The organism is Pseudomonas sp. Pseusp15, assembly GCF_059492165.1.
Window position 1 is genome coordinate 5,194,185 of the sequence record NZ_CP168523.1, and the last position, 19,555, is coordinate 5,213,739.

The 19,555-nt window shown below is 61.6% G+C and carries 5 protein-coding genes; 3 read left to right on the forward strand and 2 right to left on the reverse strand.

Features of this window, described 5'->3' with window-relative positions:
- Window positions 1–275: 275 nt before the first annotated feature.
- Both ACEN8R_RS23440 and ACEN8R_RS23445 read left to right on the forward strand, forming a co-directional pair.
- Window positions 276–14,705 (forward strand): retention module-containing protein, encoded by a 14,430-nt coding sequence (locus ACEN8R_RS23440; protein ID WP_495624390.1) that lies wholly within the window; start codon window positions 276–278, stop codon window positions 14,703–14,705.
- A 147-nt stretch (window positions 14,706–14,852) separates the two neighbouring features.
- Window positions 14,853–15,191 (forward strand): hypothetical protein, encoded by a 339-nt coding sequence (locus ACEN8R_RS23445; protein WP_018930300.1) that lies wholly within the window; start codon window positions 14,853–14,855, stop codon window positions 15,189–15,191.
- Between the two features lie 48 nt (window positions 15,192–15,239).
- Here the strand turns inward: ACEN8R_RS23445 and lapD are convergent, their stop codons facing one another.
- The gene (lapD, locus tag ACEN8R_RS23450) at window positions 15,240–17,186 is read right to left on the reverse strand and encodes a cyclic di-GMP receptor LapD (RefSeq protein ID WP_018930301.1); all 1,947 of its coding nucleotides are present in this window, start codon (window positions 17,184–17,186) and stop codon (window positions 15,240–15,242) included.
- 14 nt (window positions 17,187–17,200) lie between these two features.
- Window positions 17,201–17,893, reverse strand: coding sequence for a cysteine protease LapG (gene lapG, locus ACEN8R_RS23455; protein WP_018930302.1), 693 nt, complete (start codon window positions 17,891–17,893; stop codon window positions 17,201–17,203).
- Window positions 17,894–18,159: 266 nt separating this feature from the next.
- On the opposite strand from lapG, the gene ACEN8R_RS23460 reads away from it, so the two are divergent.
- Window positions 18,160–18,870 (forward strand): GntR family transcriptional regulator, encoded by a 711-nt coding sequence (locus tag ACEN8R_RS23460; protein WP_018930303.1) that lies wholly within the window; start codon window positions 18,160–18,162, stop codon window positions 18,868–18,870.
- The last annotated feature ends 685 nt before the right edge of the window (window positions 18,871–19,555 follow it).

Consider the following 19,555-nt stretch of genomic DNA (forward strand, 5'->3'; position numbering starts at 1 on the left):
GTATGTCGGAAAGTTCAAAATCGGAACTGGATCACACGCTGTAGGACAGGTCGCCGCTTAAATATCAATGTGACATTACCTTGACGATTGTTTAGGATGACTCCCATAAGGTCAATAGTTTGGCATAAAGTTAATTTCGAAAAAATATAGCCAAATTATTGACGGTTACGCGTCAAAGCTATGTATCGAATTTTGTAAGAACGTCCAGCCCGATCGGCGAACACGCCCGAGCGGTTCATGGAAGTCAACTGAACGTGACACCCGGAGAGTCTTCAATGAGCAGTGTTGTTGCCATCGTCAAAAGCATTGTTGGTCAGGTTTTCGCGGTGTCCCCAGAGGGCATCCGCCGCGTACTCGTTGAAGGCGACCGGTTGTTTGTGGGCGACCAAGTGGACACCGGTGCCGCCGGCGCCATTACCCTTGAACTGGCTGACGGGCGGACCCTGGACCTGGGCCGCGACACTCAGTGGAGTGGCAGCAATCCGGACTCCAGCACCGACCTTGCACAAGCCACTGCACAAGCCGCGCCATCGGTTGACGAATTGCAGCAAGCCATCGCTGCCGGTGTCGACCCGACCACCGCTCTTGAAGCCACCGCGGCCGGCCCTACTGCCGCGAGCGCGGGCGGCTCTGCCGGTGGCGGCCACAGCTTCGTGGCTCTGGAGGCAACCGCTGCCCGGGTCGACCCGACCATTGGCTTCCCTACCGCAGGCCTCGCCACTGCGGCTTTGGCAACACAAAACACCACTGGCGGCCAGACCGCCAATACCAGCTCCAATGCTCTGCGCGAATCGACCCTGAGCCTGAGCGCCACGCCGACCATCACCGAGGCCGGTGGTGTACTGGTTTACACCGCGACCCTGACCCAGGCACCGCTGACCGACCTGACCATCACCCTGTCCAACGGCGCGGTGATCGTGATCACAGCCGGCCAGACTACCGGTACCGTCAACGTTCCTCTGGCGCCGAACGACACTGTTTATAACGATCCGACCCAAATCGACGTGACCGTCACTGGCACCACGGGTGGCAGCGGTATCGTGGTCACCCCGCCGACTGCTCCGGCCGTGACCCAGGTCACCGACACCGTCGACACCACTACCGTTACGCTGACAGCGGGTTCAAGCGTCACTGAAGGTGGCCAGATCACCTACACCGCCACCCTGACTAACCCGGCGCAAACACCGGTCACCGTGACCCTGTCCAACGGCTCGACCATCACCATCGAAGCCGGAAAAACCACCGGTTCCGTGAATGTCGAAACCCCGGCCAATGATGTCTACAACAACGGCAGCACCGTCAGCACCACGATCACTGGCGCTACCGGCGGTAACTTCGAAAACCTGGTGCCGAACCCGACGCCGGCGGTCACCACCATTACCGACTCGATCGACAGTACCGGCCTGACCCTGACTGCCACCGGCAGCGTCACGGAAGGCGGCCAGATCACCTACACCGCGACATTGACCAACCCGGCGCAGACGCCGGTCACCGTTACCCTGTCCAACGGTTCGACCATCACCATCGAAGCCGGAAAAACCACCGGCTCCGTGAATGTCGAAACCCCGGCCAATGACGTCTACAACAACGGCAGCACCGTCAGCACTACGATCACCGGTGCCACCGGTGGCAATTTCGAGAACCTCGTACCGAGCACCACGCCGGCCGTCACCACCATTACCGACTCGATCGACAACACCGGCCTGAGCCTCAGCGCCACCGGCACCGTTGTCGAAGGCGGCCAGATCACTTACACCGCCACCCTGACCAACCCTGCTGGCACGCCAATGACCGTGACCTTGAGCAATGGCTCGGTCATTACCATCGAAGCGGGCAAGACCACCGGCAGCGTGACCGTCGATACCCCGGCCAATGACGTCTACAACAACGGCAGCACCGTCAGCACCACGATCACCGGTGCGACCGGTGGCAATTTCGAGAACCTCGTACCGAGCACCACGCCGGCCGTCACCACCATTACCGACTCGATCGACAGTACCGGCCTGACCCTCAGCGCCACCGGCACCGTTGTCGAAGGCGGCCAGATCACTTACACCGCCACCCTGACCAACCCTGCTGGCACGCCAATGACCGTGACCTTGAGCAATGGCTCGGTCATTACCATCGAAGCGGGCAAGACCACCGGCAGCGTGACCGTCGATACCCCGGCCAATGACGTCTACAACAACGGCAGCACCGTCAGCACTACGATCACCGGCACCACCGGCGGTAATTTCGAACAACTGACCCCGAGCACCGAGCCGGCACTCACCACCATCACCGATTCGAAAGACGACACCGGCCTGAGCCTGTCGGCGTCCACCGAAGTGGCCGAAGGTGGTCAGATTCTGTACACCGCGACCCTGACCAATCCGGCGGGCACGCCAGTCACCGTGACCTTGAGCAACGGGGCCGTGATCACCATCGCTGCAGGCGCGACCACTGGCAGCGTGAGCGTCGCCGCCCCTGCCGATGACGTTTACAAAGACACCGGCACGGTCCAGGCCACCATCTCTACCGCCACCGGTGGCAACTTCGAGAACCTGGTGCCGAGCACTGCCCCGGCAGTCACTACCGTCAACGACACCATCGACACCAGCACTGTTTCGCTGACTGCGACCGCGAACGTCGCCGAAGGTGGGACCGTGGTGTACACCGCGTCCGTGTCAGCGCCAGTCACCGGCTCGCCAGTCGTTGTGACCCTGTCCAACGGCCAGACCATTACCATTCCGGTCGGCGCCAGCAGCGGCTCTGTCAATTTTGTTGCACCCAACGATGCGTTGGCGGGTGGCGGCTCCTTGAGCGTCAAGATCGACGACGCCAAGGGCGGCAACTACGAGAAGCTGGAAGTCGACGGCAAGTCGGCGGATACCTCGGTGACCGACACCCCAGACACCACCACCCTCAGCCTGAGCGCAACCGACTCGGTGGCTGAAGGTGGTTCCATTGTTTACACCGCAACCTTGACCAACGCCGCCGGCACACCCGTGACCGTGACGCTGAGCAATGGCGCCGTCATCACCATCGAAGCAGGCAAAACCACCGGTTCCGTAACCGTCGATGCGCCGAAGGATGACGTCTATAAAGACGCCGGAACCATTGAAACGACCATCAAAGACGCCACCGGTGGCAACTTCGAGAACCTGGTGCCAAGCACCACCCCGGCGGTCACCACCGTCACCGACACCATCGACACCAGCACCGTTTCGCTGACTGCGACCGCAAACGTGGCCGAAGGCGGCACCGTGGTGTACACCGCGTCCGTCACTGCTCCGGTGACTGGTTCGCCAGTCGTTGTGACCCTGTCCAATGGCCAGACAATCACCATTCCGGTCGGCGCGAGCAGCGGTTCTGTCAACTTCGTTGCACCCAACGATGCCTTGGCCGGCGGCAACTCCCTGAGCGTCAAGATCGACGATGCCAAGGGCGGCAACTACGAGAAGCTGGAAGTCGACGGCAAGTCGGCGGACACCTCGGTGACCGACACACCGGACACCACCAACCTCAGCCTGAGCGCGACCGACTCGGTGGCTGAAGGTGGTTCCATCGTTTATACCGCAACCTTGACCAACGCCGCCGGCACGCCAGTGACCGTGACCCTGAGCAATGGCGCCGTGATCACCATCGAAGCGGGTAAAACCACCGGCTCCGTAACCGTCCCGGCTCCATCCGATGACGTTTACAAAGATGCCGGTACGGTCCAGGCCACCATCTCTACCGCCACCGGTGGCAACTTCGAGAACCTGGTGCCGAGCACTGCCCCGGCAGTCACTACCGTCAACGACACCATCGACACCAGCACTGTTTCGCTGAGTGCGACCGCGAACGTGGCCGAAGGCGGCACCGTCACTTACACCGCGACCGTCGGTGCGCCAGTGACTGGTAGCCCGGTCACCGTGTCCCTGGCCAACGGCCAGACGATCACCATCGACGTCGGCAAAACCACCGGTACCGTGACCACCGCCGCGCCGAACGACGCGTTGACCGGCCACGCTCCGCTGACCAACTCGATCACCAACGTCAGCGGCGGCAACTACGAGAACCTGGTGGCGGACAAAACGCCGGTCAGCACCACCGTGACCGACACCGTCGACACCACGACCCTCAGCCTGAGCGCGACCGACTCGGTGGCTGAAGGCGGTTCCATCGTTTACACCGCGACCCTGACCAATGCCGCCGGCACTCCGGTCACCGTGACCCTGAGCAACGGCGCCGTCATCACCATCGAAGCGGGTAAAACCACCGGCTCCGTGACCGTCGATGCGCCGAAGGACGACGTCTACAAAGACGCCGGCACCGTTGAAGCAACCATCAAGGACGCAACCGGCGGCAACTTCGAGAACCTGGTAACCAGCAATACGCCTGCGCTCACCACCGTCACCGATACCATCGACACCAGCACCGTTTCGCTGACTGCGACCGCAAACGTGGCCGAAGGCGGCACCGTGGTGTACACCGCGTCCGTCACTGCTCCGGTGACTGGTTCGCCAGTCGTTGTGACCCTGTCCAATGGCCAGACAATCACCATTCCGGTCGGCGCGAGCAGCGGTTCTGTCAACTTCGTTGCACCCAACGATGCCTTGGCCGGCGGCAACTCCCTGAGCGTCAAGATCGACGATGCCAAGGGCGGCAACTACGAGAAGCTGGAAGTCGACGGCAAGTCGGCGGACACCTCGGTGACCGACACACCGGACACCACCAACCTCAGCCTGAGCGCGACCGACTCGGTGGCTGAAGGTGGTTCCATCGTTTATACCGCAACCTTGACCAACGCCGCCGGCACACCCGTGACCGTGACGCTGAGCAATGGCGCCGTCATCACCATCGAAGCAGGCAAAACCACCGGTTCCGTAACCGTCGATGCGCCGAAGGATGACGTCTATAAAGACGCCGGAACCATTGAAACGACCATCAAAGACGCCACCGGTGGCAACTTCGAGAACCTGGTGCCAAGCACCACCCCGGCGGTCACCACCGTCACCGACACCATCGACACCAGCACCGTTTCGCTGACTGCGACCGCGAACGTCGCCGAAGGCGGCACCGTGGTGTACACCGCGTCCGTGTCCGCGCCGGTGACTGGTTCGCCAGTGGTTGTGACCCTGTCCAACGGGCAGACCATTACCATCCCGGTTGGCTCGAGCAGCGCCAGCGTCAACTTCACCGCGCCGAACGATGCGCTGGCCGGCGGCAACTCCCTGAGCGTGAAGATCGACGATGCCAAGGGCGGCAACTACGAGAAGCTGGAAGTCGACGGCAAGTCGGCGGATACCTCGGTGACCGACACGCCGGACACCACGACTCTCAGCCTGAGCGCGACCGACTCGGTGGCCGAAGGTGGTTCCATTGTTTATACCGCAACCTTGACCAACGCCGCCGGCACGCCAGTGACCGTGACCCTGAGCAATGGCGCCGTGATCACCATCGAAGCGGGTAAAACCACCGGCTCCGTAACCGTCCCGGCTCCATCCGATGACGTTTACAAAGATGCCGGTACGGTCCAGGCCACCATCTCTACCGCCACTGGTGGCAACTTCGAGAACCTGGTGCCGAGCACTGCCCCGGCAGTCACTACCGTCAACGACACCATCGACACCAGCACCGTTTCGCTGACTGCGACCGCGAACGTCGCCGAAGGCGGCACCGTGGTGTACACCGCGTCCGTCTCCGCCCCGGTGACTGGTTCGCCAGTGGTTGTGACCCTGTCCAACGGGCAGACCATTACCATCCCGGTTGGCTCGAGCAGCGCCAGCGTCAACTTCACCGCGCCGAACGATGCGCTGGCCGGCGGCAACTCCCTGAGCGTGAAGATCGACGATGCCAAGGGCGGCAACTACGAGAAGCTGGAAGTCGACGGCAAGTCGGCGGATACCTCGGTGACCGACACGCCGGACACCACGACTCTCAGCCTGAGCGCGACCGACTCGGTGGCCGAAGGTGGTTCCATTGTTTATACCGCAACCTTGACCAACGCCGCCGGCACGCCAGTGACCGTGACCCTGAGCAATGGCGCCGTGATCACCATCGAAGCGGGTAAAACCACCGGCTCCGTAACCGTCCCGGCTCCATCCGATGACGTTTACAAAGATGCCGGTACGGTCCAGGCCACCATCTCTACCGCCACTGGTGGCAACTTCGAGAACCTGGTGCCGAGCACTGCCCCGGCAGTCACTACCGTCAACGACACCATCGACACCAGCACTGTTTCGCTGAGTGCGACCGCGAACGTGGCCGAAGGCGGCACCGTCACTTACACCGCGACCGTCGGTGCGCCAGTGACTGGTAGCCCGGTCACCGTGTCCCTGGCCAACGGCCAGACGATCACCATCGACGTCGGCAAAACCACCGGTACCGTGACCACCGCCGCGCCGAACGACGCGTTGACCGGCCACGCTCCGCTGACCAACTCGATCACCAACGTCAGCGGCGGCAACTACGAGAACCTGGTGGCGGACAAAACGCCGGTCAGCACCACCGTGACCGACACCGTCGACACCACGACCCTCAGCCTGAGCGCGACCGACTCGGTGGCTGAAGGCGGTTCCATCGTTTACACCGCGACCCTGACCAATGCCGCCGGCACTCCGGTCACCGTGACCCTGAGCAACGGCGCCGTCATCACCATCGAAGCGGGTAAAACCACCGGCTCCGTGACCGTCGATGCGCCGAAGGACGACGTCTACAAAGACGCCGGCACCGTTGAAGCAACCATCAAGGACGCCACCGGTGGCAACTTCGAGAACCTGGTAACCAGCAATACGCCTGCGCTCACCACCGTCACCGATACCATCGACACCAGCACTGTTTCGCTGACTGCGACCGCGAACGTCGCCGAAGGCGGCACCGTGGTGTACACCGCGTCCGTGTCAGCGCCAGTCACCGGCTCGCCAGTGGTTGTGACCCTGTCCAATGGCCAGACCATCACCATTCCGGTCGGTGCCAGCAGCGGTTCTGTCAACTTCGTTGCGCCAAACGATGCCCTCGCTGGCGGCGGTTCTTTGAGCGTGAAGATCGACGACGCCAAGGGCGGCAACTACGAGAAACTGGAAGTCGACGGCAAGTCGGCGGACACCTCGGTGACCGACACACCGGACACCACCAACCTCAGCCTGAGCGCGACCGACTCGGTGGCTGAAGGTGGTTCCATCGTTTATACCGCAACCTTGACCAACGCCGCCGGCACACCCGTGACCGTGACGCTGAGCAATGGCGCCGTCATCACCATCGAAGCAGGCAAAACCACCGGTTCCGTAACCGTCGATGCGCCGAAGGATGACGTCTATAAAGACGCCGGAACCATTGAAACGACCATCAAAGACGCCACCGGTGGCAACTTCGAGAACCTGGTGCCAAGCACCACCCCGGCGGTCACCACCGTCACCGACACCATCGACACCAGCACCGTTTCGCTGACTGCGACCGCGAACGTCGCCGAAGGCGGCACCGTGGTGTACACCGCGTCCGTCTCCGCCCCGGTGACTGGTTCGCCAGTGGTTGTGACCCTGTCCAACGGGCAGACCATTACCATCCCGGTAGGCTCGAGCAGCGCCAGCGTCAACTTCACCGCGCCGAACGATGCTCTGGCCGGCGGCAACTCCCTGAGCGTGAAGATCGACGATGCCAAGGGCGGTAACTACGAGAAACTGGAAGTCGACGGCAAGTCGGCCGACACCTCAGTGACTGATACCCCGGACACCACTACCCTCAGCCTGTCGGCAACCGACTCGGTCGCCGAAGGCGGCTCCATCGTCTACACCGCGACCCTGACCAATGCCGCCGGCACACCGGTCACCGTCACGCTGAGCAACGGTGCCGTCATCACCATCGAAGCGGGTAAAACCACCGGTTCCGTAACCGTCGATGCGCCGAAGGACGACGTCTATAAAGACGCCGGCACCGTTGAAGCGACCATCAAAGACGCAACCGGTGGCAACTTCGAGAACCTGGTGCCAAGCACCACCCCGGCAGTCACTACCGTCAACGACACCATCGACACCAGCACCGTTTCGCTGACTGCGACCGCAAACGTGGCCGAAGGCGGCACCGTGGTGTACACCGCGTCCGTCACTGCTCCGGTGACTGGTTCGCCAGTCGTTGTGACCCTGTCCAATGGCCAGACCATCACCATTCCGGTCGGTGCCAGCAGCGGTTCTGTCAACTTCGTTGCGCCAAACGATGCCTTGGCTGGCGGCGGTTCTTTGAGCGTGAAAATCGACGACGCCAAGGGCGGCAACTACGAGAAACTGGAAGTCGACGGCAAGTCGGCGGATACCTCGGTGACCGACACGCCGGACACCACCAACCTGTCGCTCACTGCGACCGGCGCTGTAGATGAAGGCGGTCAGATCACCTATACGGCGACCCTGACCAATGCCGCCGGCACTCCGGTCACCGTGACCCTGAGCAACGGCGCCGTGATCACCATCGATGCCGGTAAAACCACCGGCACCGTGACCGTCCCGGCTCCATCCGATGACGTTTACAAAGATGCCGGTACGGTCCAGGCCACCATTTCCACCGCCACCGGTGGCAGTTTCGAAAACCTGGTGCCGAGCACTGCCCCGGCAGTGACCACCGTCACCGACACGATCGACACCATCACCGTTTCGCTGACTGCGACCGCGAACGTCGCCGAAGGTGGGACCGTGGTTTACACCGCGTCCGTGTCAGCGCCAGTCACCGGCTCGCCGGTGGTTGTGACCCTGTCCAATGGCCAGACCATCACCATTCCGGTCGGTGCCAGCAGCGGTTCTGTCAACTTCGTTGCGCCAAACGATGCCTTGGCTGGCGGCGGTTCTTTGAGCGTGAAAATCGACGACGCCAAGGGCGGCAACTACGAGAAACTGGAAGTCGACGGCAAGTCGGCGGACACCTCGGTGACCGACACACCGGACACCACCAACCTGTCGCTCACTGCGACCGGCGCTGTAGATGAAGGCGGTCAGATCACCTATACGGCGACCCTGACCAATGCCGCCGGCACTCCGGTCACCGTGACCCTGAGCAACGGCGCCGTCATCACCATCGAAGCAGGCAAAACCACCGGTTCCGTAACCGTCGATGCGCCGAAGGACGACGTCTATAAAGACGCCGGCACCGTTGAAGCAACCATCAAGGACGCAACCGGCGGCAACTTAGAAAACCTGGTTCCGAGCACTGCACCGGCAGTCACCACCGTCAACGACACCATCGACACCACGACCGTGACCCTGAATGCCACCGCTTCGGCAGCCGAAGGCGGCACCGTCACTTACACCGCGACCGTCGGTGCGCCAGTGACCGGCAGCCCGGTCACCGTGTCCCTGGCCAACGGCCAGACGATTACCATCGATGTCGGCAAAACCACCGGTACCGTGACCACCGCCGCGCCGAACGACGCGTTGACCGGCCACGCTCCGCTGACCAACTCGATCACCAACGTCAGCGGCGGCAACTACGAGAACCTGGTGGCGGACAAAACGCCGGTCAGCACCACCGTGACCGACACCGTCGACACCACCAACCTCAGCCTGAGCGCATCCAACTCGGTAGCCGAAGGTGGCCAGATCACTTACACCGCGACCCTGACCAACGCCGCCGGCACTCCGGTCACCGTGACCCTGAGCAATGGCGCCGTAATCACCATCGACGCCGGTAAAACCACCGGCACCGTCACCGTCCCGGCTCCATCCGATGACGTTTACAAAGATGCCGGTACGGTCCAGGCCACCATCTCCACCGCCACCGGTGGCAGTTTCGAAAACCTGGTACCGAGCCCTGCCCCGGCGGTCACCACCGTCAACGACACCATCGACACCACGACCGTGACCCTGAATGCCACCGCTTCGGCAGCCGAAGGCGGCACCGTCACTTACACCGCAACCGTCGGTGCACCAGTGACTGGCAGCCCGGTCACCGTGTCCCTGGCCAACGGCCAGACCATTACCATCGATGTCGGCAAAACCACCGGTACCGTGACCACCGCCGCGCCGAACGACGCGTTGACCGGCCACGCTCCGCTGACCAACTCGATCACCAACGTCAGCGGCGGCAACTACGAGAACCTGGTGGCGGACAAAACGCCGGTCAGCACCACCGTGACCGACACCGTCGACACCACCAACCTCAGCCTGAGCGCATCCAACTCGGTCGCCGAAGGCGGTCAGATCACTTACACCGCGACCCTGACCAACGCCGCCGGCACTCCGGTCACCGTGACCCTGAGCAATGGCGCCGTAATCACCATCGACGCCGGTAAAACCACCGGCACCGTGACCGTCCCGGCTCCATCCGATGACGTTTACAAGGATGCGGGCACGGTCCAGGCCACCATCTCCACCGCCACCGGTGGCAATTTCGAAAACCTGGTGCCGAGCACTGCCCCGGCAGTGACCACCGTCACCGACACGATCGACACCAGCACCGTTTCGCTGACTGCGACTGCGAACGTCGCCGAAGGCGGCACCGTCACTTACACCGCAACCGTCGGTGCGCCAGTGACTGGCAGCCCGGTCACCGTGTCCCTGGCCAACGGCCAGACCATTACCATCGATGTCGGCAAAACCACCGGTACCGTGACCACCGCCGCGCCGAACGACGCGTTGACCGGCCACGCTCCGCTGACCAACTCGATCACCAACGTCAGCGGCGGCAACTACGAGAACCTGGTGGCGGACAAAACGCCGGTCAGCACCACCGTGACCGACACCGTCGACACCACCAACCTCAGCCTGAGCGCATCCAACTCGGTCGCCGAAGGCGGTCAGATCACTTACACCGCGACCCTGACCAACGCCGCCGGCACTCCGGTCACCGTGACCCTGAGCAATGGCGCCGTAATCACCATCGACGCCGGTAAAACCACCGGCACCGTGACCGTCCCGGCTCCATCCGATGACGTTTACAAGGATGCGGGCACGGTCCAGGCCACCATCTCCACCGCCACCGGTGGCAATTTCGAAAACCTGGTGCCGAGCACTGCCCCGGCGGTCACCACCGTCACCGATACCATCGACAAAACCGAAGTCAGCATCAGCGGCAGTACCTCGGTGACCGAAGGCCAGACCGCCAGTTACACCGTCAGCCTGACCCACCCGGCGCAGACCGAAGTGACCCTGAAAATCGTCTACAGCGGTACCGCCGCCGACGGTTCGGACTTCACCGGCGTGTACACCGTGAAGATCCCGGCCGGTGCCAGCAGCGTGAGCTTCAACGTCGCGACGCTGGACGACAAGCTCACCGAGGGTACCGAGAACTTCGTGGTCAAGATCGACTCGGCCACCGGCGGCAACTTCGAAAACCTCGCGGTCAGCAGCACCAACGGCAGCGTCAGCACCTCGATCATCGACAACGATGCCGCGCCGGTTCTCGACCTGGACGCCAACAACTCCAGCGGCGCCACCGGGGCCAACTACAACGTGACCTTCACCGAAGGCACCACCGGCCAGGGCGTCTCGATCGGCGACACCGACCTGAGCATCACCGACCCGGACAGCACGATGCTGACCGGCGCCACTATCGTGCTGACCAACCGTCAGCCGGGCGATGCGCTGAACCTCGGCAACAGTGTCAATGGCATCAGCATCAACGCCAACAGCCAGGACGGTACGGTCACCCTGACCCTGTCGGGCAACGCGACGCTGGCCGACTACATGCAGCAGATCAAAAACATCAGCTTCACCAACAGCAGTGAGGATCCAAGCACCGTGCCGCGGATCATCACCGTGACGGTGACCGATGGCAGCAATTACTCCAACACCGCAACCACCACGGTCAACGTGGTGGCCGTGAATGACGCACCGACCGCCGCGCCAGTTAACGTCACCGGCACCGAAGACACACCGTTGATCCTCGGCTGGTCGACCTTCGGCGTCAGTGATGTCGACAGCCCGACCGCCAACCTGGGGGTGAAAATCACTCAGCTGCCGGGCGACGGCAAATTGCAGTACCTGGACGGTACGACCTGGAAAGACGTAACGACCAACCAGACCATCAGCAAGGCCGACATCGACGCCGGCAAGTTGCGCTTCACTCCGGATGCCAACGAATCGGGTGTTGATGGCTACAACGGCAGCGGCGTGGGCAATAACCAGGCGGACTACGCGCAGATCAAGTTCCAGCCCACCGACGGTCAACTGTTGGGCAACACCGGCACGGTGAAAATCGACATCACACCGGTTGCTGACGCGCCATCCCTGAGCGTCGCGGACAACAGCGTCAAGTCCACCGGACTGATCAAGGAAGTCTGGACCGGCCTGTCGGGCCTGGGCACCGATGGTAGTGGCGCGCCGTCCGGCACGCTGAAATCGGTCATCGACGCCGCAGGCACGCCGAACTCCACCGGCACCGTGACCAACGTTCAGTCCGACGGCGGCGTCACCGCCGGCACGGCCTCGAAAACCTCCGGCCTGATCTACCTGGAAGCCGGCAAGACGTACACCTTCAGCGGTACCGGCGATGACAGCCTGTTGGTGACCATCGGTGGCCAGAACGTGGCCGCGACGACTTGGGGTGCAGGCGGCAAGCTGAATGGTTCGTTCACCCCGACCACCAGCGGTTACTACACCCTGGACATCTACCACCACAACCAGAGTGGCCCCGGCAGCTATGACGTCAACCTGTCGGTCAACGGCGGTACAGCGGTCGACCTGAGCAGCGCCGGCGTGCCGCTGTACACCGGCGTGGCGGATCTGGCCGCCTCTGGCGTGACGGTTTCCGACCTGCACGGCACCAATGGCGAAGGCTACTACAACGGCTACAAACTCAACGAAGGCGCCGAAGGCACCAGCGTTCATCTGTCCGCGATCAAGACCGCACTGACCGACACCGACGGCTCTGAAAGCCTGAGCGTGAAGATCAGCGGCATGCCGGCGGGCTCCGTGCTCAGCGATGGCGCGGGCCACACCTTCACCACCACCAACGGCGAAGCCAACGTTACCGGCTGGAATCTCGGCAGCCTGACCGTCACCCCGCCGCCGTACTACAACGGCCAGTTCACCCTGACCGTGACCTCGACATCCACCGAAGCACTCGGCGGTTCGGCACTGAGCACCGCGCAGATTCCGGTCACGGTATACCCGGCGGTCTACAACGCCGTGACCGCCACGGCGGCCGACGACACGATCACCGGCACCGACGGCAACGACATCATGATCGCCGACATCGGCGGGCTGACCGTGGTGCCAGGCACCAATTACAACATCGCGTTCATGGTCGACAGCTCGGGCAGCATGAGCAGCACGTCGATCAATGCCGCCAAGGATTCGTTGACGGCGGTGTTCAACACCCTCAAGCAAAGCCTGGGCGGCAACTCCGGGACCGTGAATATCTTCCTGGTGGACTTCGACACCCAGGTCAACAAATCAGTGTCGGTGAACCTGAACGACCCGAACGCGCTGACCTTGCTCAAATCCGTTCTGGATTCGATGTCGTCGGGCGGCGGCACCAACTACGAGGACGTGTTCAAAACCACGGCCAATTGGTTCCAGAGTGCTGACGCCATTGCCAACACCGGTGCGAAGAACCTCACGTACTTCATCACCGATGGCAAGCCGACCTACTACCAGAGCGGCGAGCAGACCAACCCGACCTTGTACGGCAACGTGAAGCTCGATGATGTCATCACCACCACCAACTACAAGTTGGGGCAGACCTATTCCAACTATCTGGACAGCACTCACTACCTGAGCATCGACAGCGCCGGCAACGTCACGCTGCAGACTCTGAAAAACTCTGGTCGCTGGAGCAGTTCCGAACTGGGCACCCTGCATGCCGAGGGTAACGGTACGTACGAATTGTCCTATCGCGATGGCACCGGCAGCAGCACCGATTCCACTACCATCGACAACTCCGGCAGCAGCTTCACGTTGCTGAGCAACGTGTCGACGGTGGAGGCCATCGGCCTGAACAAGGACGTCACCCTCACCGACCTCAAGCCGTACGATTCGGATCAAACGCCACAAACCAACATCGACCCCAAGGACCTGGCCAACTCGATCATCGGCCATACCGAAGCGACAATGCCGGGTGCCGACACGGTCAGCGGCGGTGACGGCAACGACCTCCTGTTCGGCGATCTGGTGAGCTTCAATGGCATTGCCGGCGAGGGTTATCAGGCGATGCAGGCGTTCGTCGCCCAGCAAACCGGCGTCGACGTCAGCAAAGTCACCACCAGCAACGTGCACCAGTACATCACCGAGCACTACACCGCGTTCGACGTGTCTGGCGCTCACGATGGTAACGACACGCTGCTGGGTGGCGCGGGCAACGACATTCTCTTCGGCCAGGGCGGCAACGACCTCCTCGACGGCGGCAAGGGCAATGACATCCTGCTCGGCGGCACCGGCAATGACTCGCTGATCGGCGGCCAAGGTAACGACATCCTGATTGGCGGCTCAGGTGCCGACACCTTCATCTGGAAGGCTGGCGACACCGGCAGCGACGTGATCAAGGACTTCAAGGCCAGCGAAGGCGACCGCATCGACCTGCGTGATTTGTTGCAGGGTGAAAGCGGCAGCACGATTGACCACTTCCTGAAGATCACCACCGTGGACGGCGTGTCGTCCCTGCAAGTCAGCTCCGCCGGCAAGTTCAACGGCGCCGATGCCGCAGCGACCACCCCGGACGTGACGATCAAACTGGAAGGTAACAATTGGTCCAGCGCCAGCATCAACTCGCTGATTGCCGGTAGTGACCCGACCATCAAGATCGATCACAACAACAGCTGATACGCAGGCTGACGGCCGCCCCAACCGGGCGGCCGTCATGTATGCCCACACCTCACGGGTGACGATTTCGTCGTCGCACCGCATACTCGCCTGCGTTGGCCTATGCTGCTGACAGCACGACGCTGGTCCATTTCCGAGGGATGCTTAATGTTTTACGTGCAACGCGATGCGCAAGGTCAGTTAGTGCGCGTGGAAGCCACGGCCTACGCCGAGGCCACGGAAACGCTGCCGGCCGACCACCATGAAATCCAGGCCTGGTTTGCCCACGAAGTGGTGGAGACCAGCCTCAAGCAGCTCAAGCAGAGCGACCTGGAGATGATTCGGGTACTCGACGACTTGATTCAGGTGCTGACCCAAAAAGGCGTGATCCGCGTCACCGACCTGCCGCCGGCTGCGCAAGCCAAGCTGATGGACCGGACCCAGGCACGTGAGGCGTTGGGCGGGTTGAGCCAGTTGATCGATGATGATGAGACGGGGTTGATTTAACCCCTGACGCCGATCATTCCCACGCTCTGCGTGGGAATGATGAGCGGGCTACTGCCAAGGCTTCGGCTCACCAAACAACTGCCCCTGAACCCCGTACAACCCCATCTCGCGAATCACCGACAACTCCCCTTCGGTCTCGACCCGCTCGGCAATCAACGGCAAATCGATGCTGTGCGCCGCTCGCTGAATCGCCTCGATGAACAGACGCTTGTCGCTCTCCTGATCAATCGCGCGGATGTAACTGCCGTCGATCTTCAGATACGCCAGCCCCAGCCGCGCCAGGTTGCCGATCATGCTGAAGCGCCCACCAAAACGCTGCAGACTCAGCGAGAACCCAAGCTCACGCAAACGCCGCGTCAGCTGCTCCAGTACCGCCTGCTCGGGCAGTTGCTCTTCGCCGATTTCCAGGGTCAGTCGTTCGCCAAGATTCGAATGCTGACGCAGGATATCGAACACTGCGTTCAGCGCCTGCGGGTCCGCCAGTGTCGCCGAAGACAGGTTCAGCGCCAGCGACTCCTCATGGTCGACCATCTGCTCGAGCACCAACTCCAGCATCAAACGGTCCAGTCGCGCGGTCCAGCCGAAACGCTCAAGCCATGGCAAGAAACGCCCGGCGGGAATGGTCTGGTCCTGCTCGTCGAGCAGGCGCGACAGCACTTTGTAATGCAGCACCAACTCTGTGTCGTGGCTGGCCACCACCGGCTGGAAATACAGCTCGAAACGCTGCTGGTCCAACGCCTGATCCAGCAGGGTGTGCCAGGCGTGGTGATCGTCGCCAACCCGCGCCGGCGCGCCCTGATCGAGGCATGCCCAGCTCGGTTCACCCTGGCTTTCTGCCTGGGCCAGTGCCTGATCCGCCAACCCGATCACCGCTTGCGGCGAGTCGCCATGGGCAAACGGCGCCAACCCGATTGAAGCCACCGAAGCCACGTCCGTGGCGCCCGTCGCATGCAGGCTCCCCAAGGCACTTTCGAGATTACTCGCCAGTTGCAGCGCTTCTTCACGCACCAGCCCCGGTGCCAGCACGGCGAATTCCCCGCCACGAATACGCGTCACGAGGTTCTGGGTTTCCGGGTACTTGGCACACTCGCGGGACAACTGCTCGCCGACCGCTTTCAACAATTCATCGGTACGCTGACCGCCCAGCCGCTGGTTCAAACCGGCCAGATCCTTCACCCGCAACAGCAGCAAATAACCGGAGCTGGCCTGCTCCGAGTTGTTCAAACGCGCGTTCAATTGCATTTCGAAATAGCGCCGGTTGGCCAGGCCGGTCAGGTTGTCCTGATAGGACTCGGCCCGCAGCTTTTCACTGCGTTCGGCCTGCTCCTGGAACAGCGCCTTGAGCTTCTCGACCATCTGGTTCATGGCCTGCACCACCCGGCGCAGTTCCGGGGTGCGCGGCAGTTCTGGCAGGCTTAAGAATTCCCGGCGAGCAATGGCATGGGATTGCTTGACCATGTAGTCCAGCGGCTTCAGTTGCCGACGCAGCAACAACGCGCCCAGCACCGCACTCACCGCGCCGCAGAGCAGCAACCAGCCGAGGCTGCCCAACGCGCTCTGCCACAGCTTGGCCAACGCGAACATCGGATGGCTGACCACCTCGACCCGCGCGGCCTGCTCCCAGCCACGGCTGACAATCGCATCGCCACCGGCCGGTTCCAGGCCGATCAGTTTGACGAACCAGTCGGGCACGTTGGTGACCGCGGGGATGCCGCTGCGCTCGACAATCGTCTTGTCATTGGCCAGATCGACCACGCGGATGCTCGCGTAGTAACCGCTGTCGAAGATCGAGCTGACCAGCAACTCGACCATCGCCGGGTCGTCGATGTTCGGCGTCAGGGACAGCGCCAATGCCGTCGCGGCGTCCTGGGCGTGAGAACGCAACTGGTTGACGTACTGGGTGCGAGAGCTTTCCAGACTGACCATGAAGCTGCCGGTGAAGGCGACCACCAGGAACAGACAAATAGCGATCAACAGCTGTTTGAACAAAGACATCTGAGCGCGTGCTCCTAGTTAATCGTCTCGACCGGGAAACCTTCGGCCTGCATTTTCTTCAACACGTCCTGCCAGCGAGACAGGCGTTTGGTGTCTCCGACCTTCTTGTTGCCCTTGGCACCCGGCAGCCACAACCCTTCGGCATTGAAAGAGTAGACCGGCAGCAAATCGGTTCGCTGGTTGGCGGGCTTGATTGCATCGATCAGGCTGTCGAGCACCAAAGGCATGGCCTCGGGGCTCGCGTAGTAGGTCAGCACCATGTGCGCGCGGTTCAGGCGCAAAGCCTTGACGTAGGTAATGCGCAGCTTGTCACTGGAGACACCAAGATGACGCAGACTGAAATACTTGGCGATAGCGTAGTCTTCGCAATCGCCGGCGCCCTTCCACAAGGCTTCGATGGGAGTTTCCCAATAATCGACCTCGTGCCACAGGTCGATGTCTTCTTCGTAGCGCATCTGCCTGTTGAAGAACTGGTTGACCACGTTGAGCTGCTCCAGCTCGCCGACTTGTTTTTGCGTGGCCAGCAACTGCTGCCAGGCATCAATGCGCTGCCGCCCTTCACCCAAAGGCCCGTACAATGCCTGCGCACGACGGCTGATCAGCGAAAAATCCCAGTCGGCATGCAGCCCGCCCAGCATGACGCCGGCCAGCAGCAGTGCGCAGCCTAGCCAGCGCAAAGTCCGAGGGATCGCGAAACGTACCGCCAATGCGAGGCATCCAGATCAGGCAGATGGAAATCTGGCTTGATGGTGAAGGTTAGTCTGCTAAAAGACAATGGCACGGTGAGATCACCGCCAACACGCTAAACTTTGCATTACGGGTGCAATAAAAAGATCGCAGCCTTCGGCAACTCCTGTGGCGAAGTCTGCAGGAGCTGCCGAAGACTGCGCCTTTTGACCGTTTGACAACCCGTCAGGCAGTCACTAGTGTCCATTTGGATCCAAATACTTCAGCCAATCAGGGTGCGTTTGTCGTGACACAGAAGCCCAACCCTCTCAGCAGCATCAAGGTCAACGGGCCGATTCCCGCTCATCTGGCACGCTCGGTGATCGAAGAAACCCTGCGCGCGGCCATTCTCGACGGTCGCATTCCTTGCGGCACCGCCCTGCGTCAGCAAGACCTCGCCGACCTGTTCGGCGTTAGCCGCATGCCGGTGCGCGAAGCCTTGCGCCAGCTTGAAGCGCAAGCGCTGCTCAACGTGATCGCCCATAAAGGCGCGGTGGTCGCACCGTTGGTTCAGGGCGATGCGGCAGAGACGTATGAGTTGCGGATCCTGCTGGAGTCCGAAGCCTTGCGTCGGTCGATCCCCCTGCTTGAAGACGCCGATTTCAAACAGGCTGCACACTACATCGACGAGTTGGAAACGGAACACGACTACACCGAGATCGGCCGGCTCAATCGCCTGTTCCACATGGCGCTTTACAACAAAGCCCCCAACCAGCGGCTGCTGAAGCTGGTCGAAGACGGGTTGAACGAAGAGGAACGCTTCCTGCGATTCAACCTGGAAGCCATGGGCCTGGGCAAACTGTCCCAGGAGGATCACCGAGCGCTGTTGCGGGCCGCCGAGGACCGGGATATCGAGCACTCGGTGATGTTGCTCGAAAACCACCTCAACCGGGGTGTCGAAGTCATTACGCACTACCTCGCAAGCCCTGAGGCGCAGCGCAGGAAAACCTCGAAGTAAACCGCAGTGACAACCCCGAGCGAGCCATTGAACGGCTCGCCGCGATTTCTGGTTGATCCGCCCCTGGACTGCTCGACGAACAAATCTGCTTACAAATCCCCCTTTCGCCCACACCGCGCCGGTGTGCAGCGACTTCATGCCCACTCCCAAAGCCCTGTCACCCACGAGCCCGATAATTGCACCTATCAGATCATGCAGGGGTGATAGCGAGCGCCGTGAATTACGCTCACTCTTGAGCTGCCAACGAATAATGACGGGCGACGCACCGCACCCCGGAGCAGTCACCCGCACCACAAGAACCAACGGAAGGAGTCTTGTCACGGGAAAGGAAGAACCGGCGTCGCTCCCAGCCAACTTCCACCCCCTCAGATCACATCAATGACCCAAGTAGAAAGTTGCTTCGAGTGAGGCATTCACTCTTTATTTGAATTTTGGCTTATATACGCCGAAAGGAGCAACTACGCCCAAATAAAACTTTATATAAAAGTCTTATTGGAACTTGTCGCACTCGAAAAAGTTAAACTTTCAATTAATTAAAAAAACACTTGCCCGACACTTTATTCATGCATTAGTTTTTCTCCGTCGCCCACAAACACCGGGGCCAAGCACTACTCAGCGATTGCATAACCCTAATAAGCATCAATTCAATTGAGGCACCCGCTCGCCAATAGAAAACTTCAAGCAA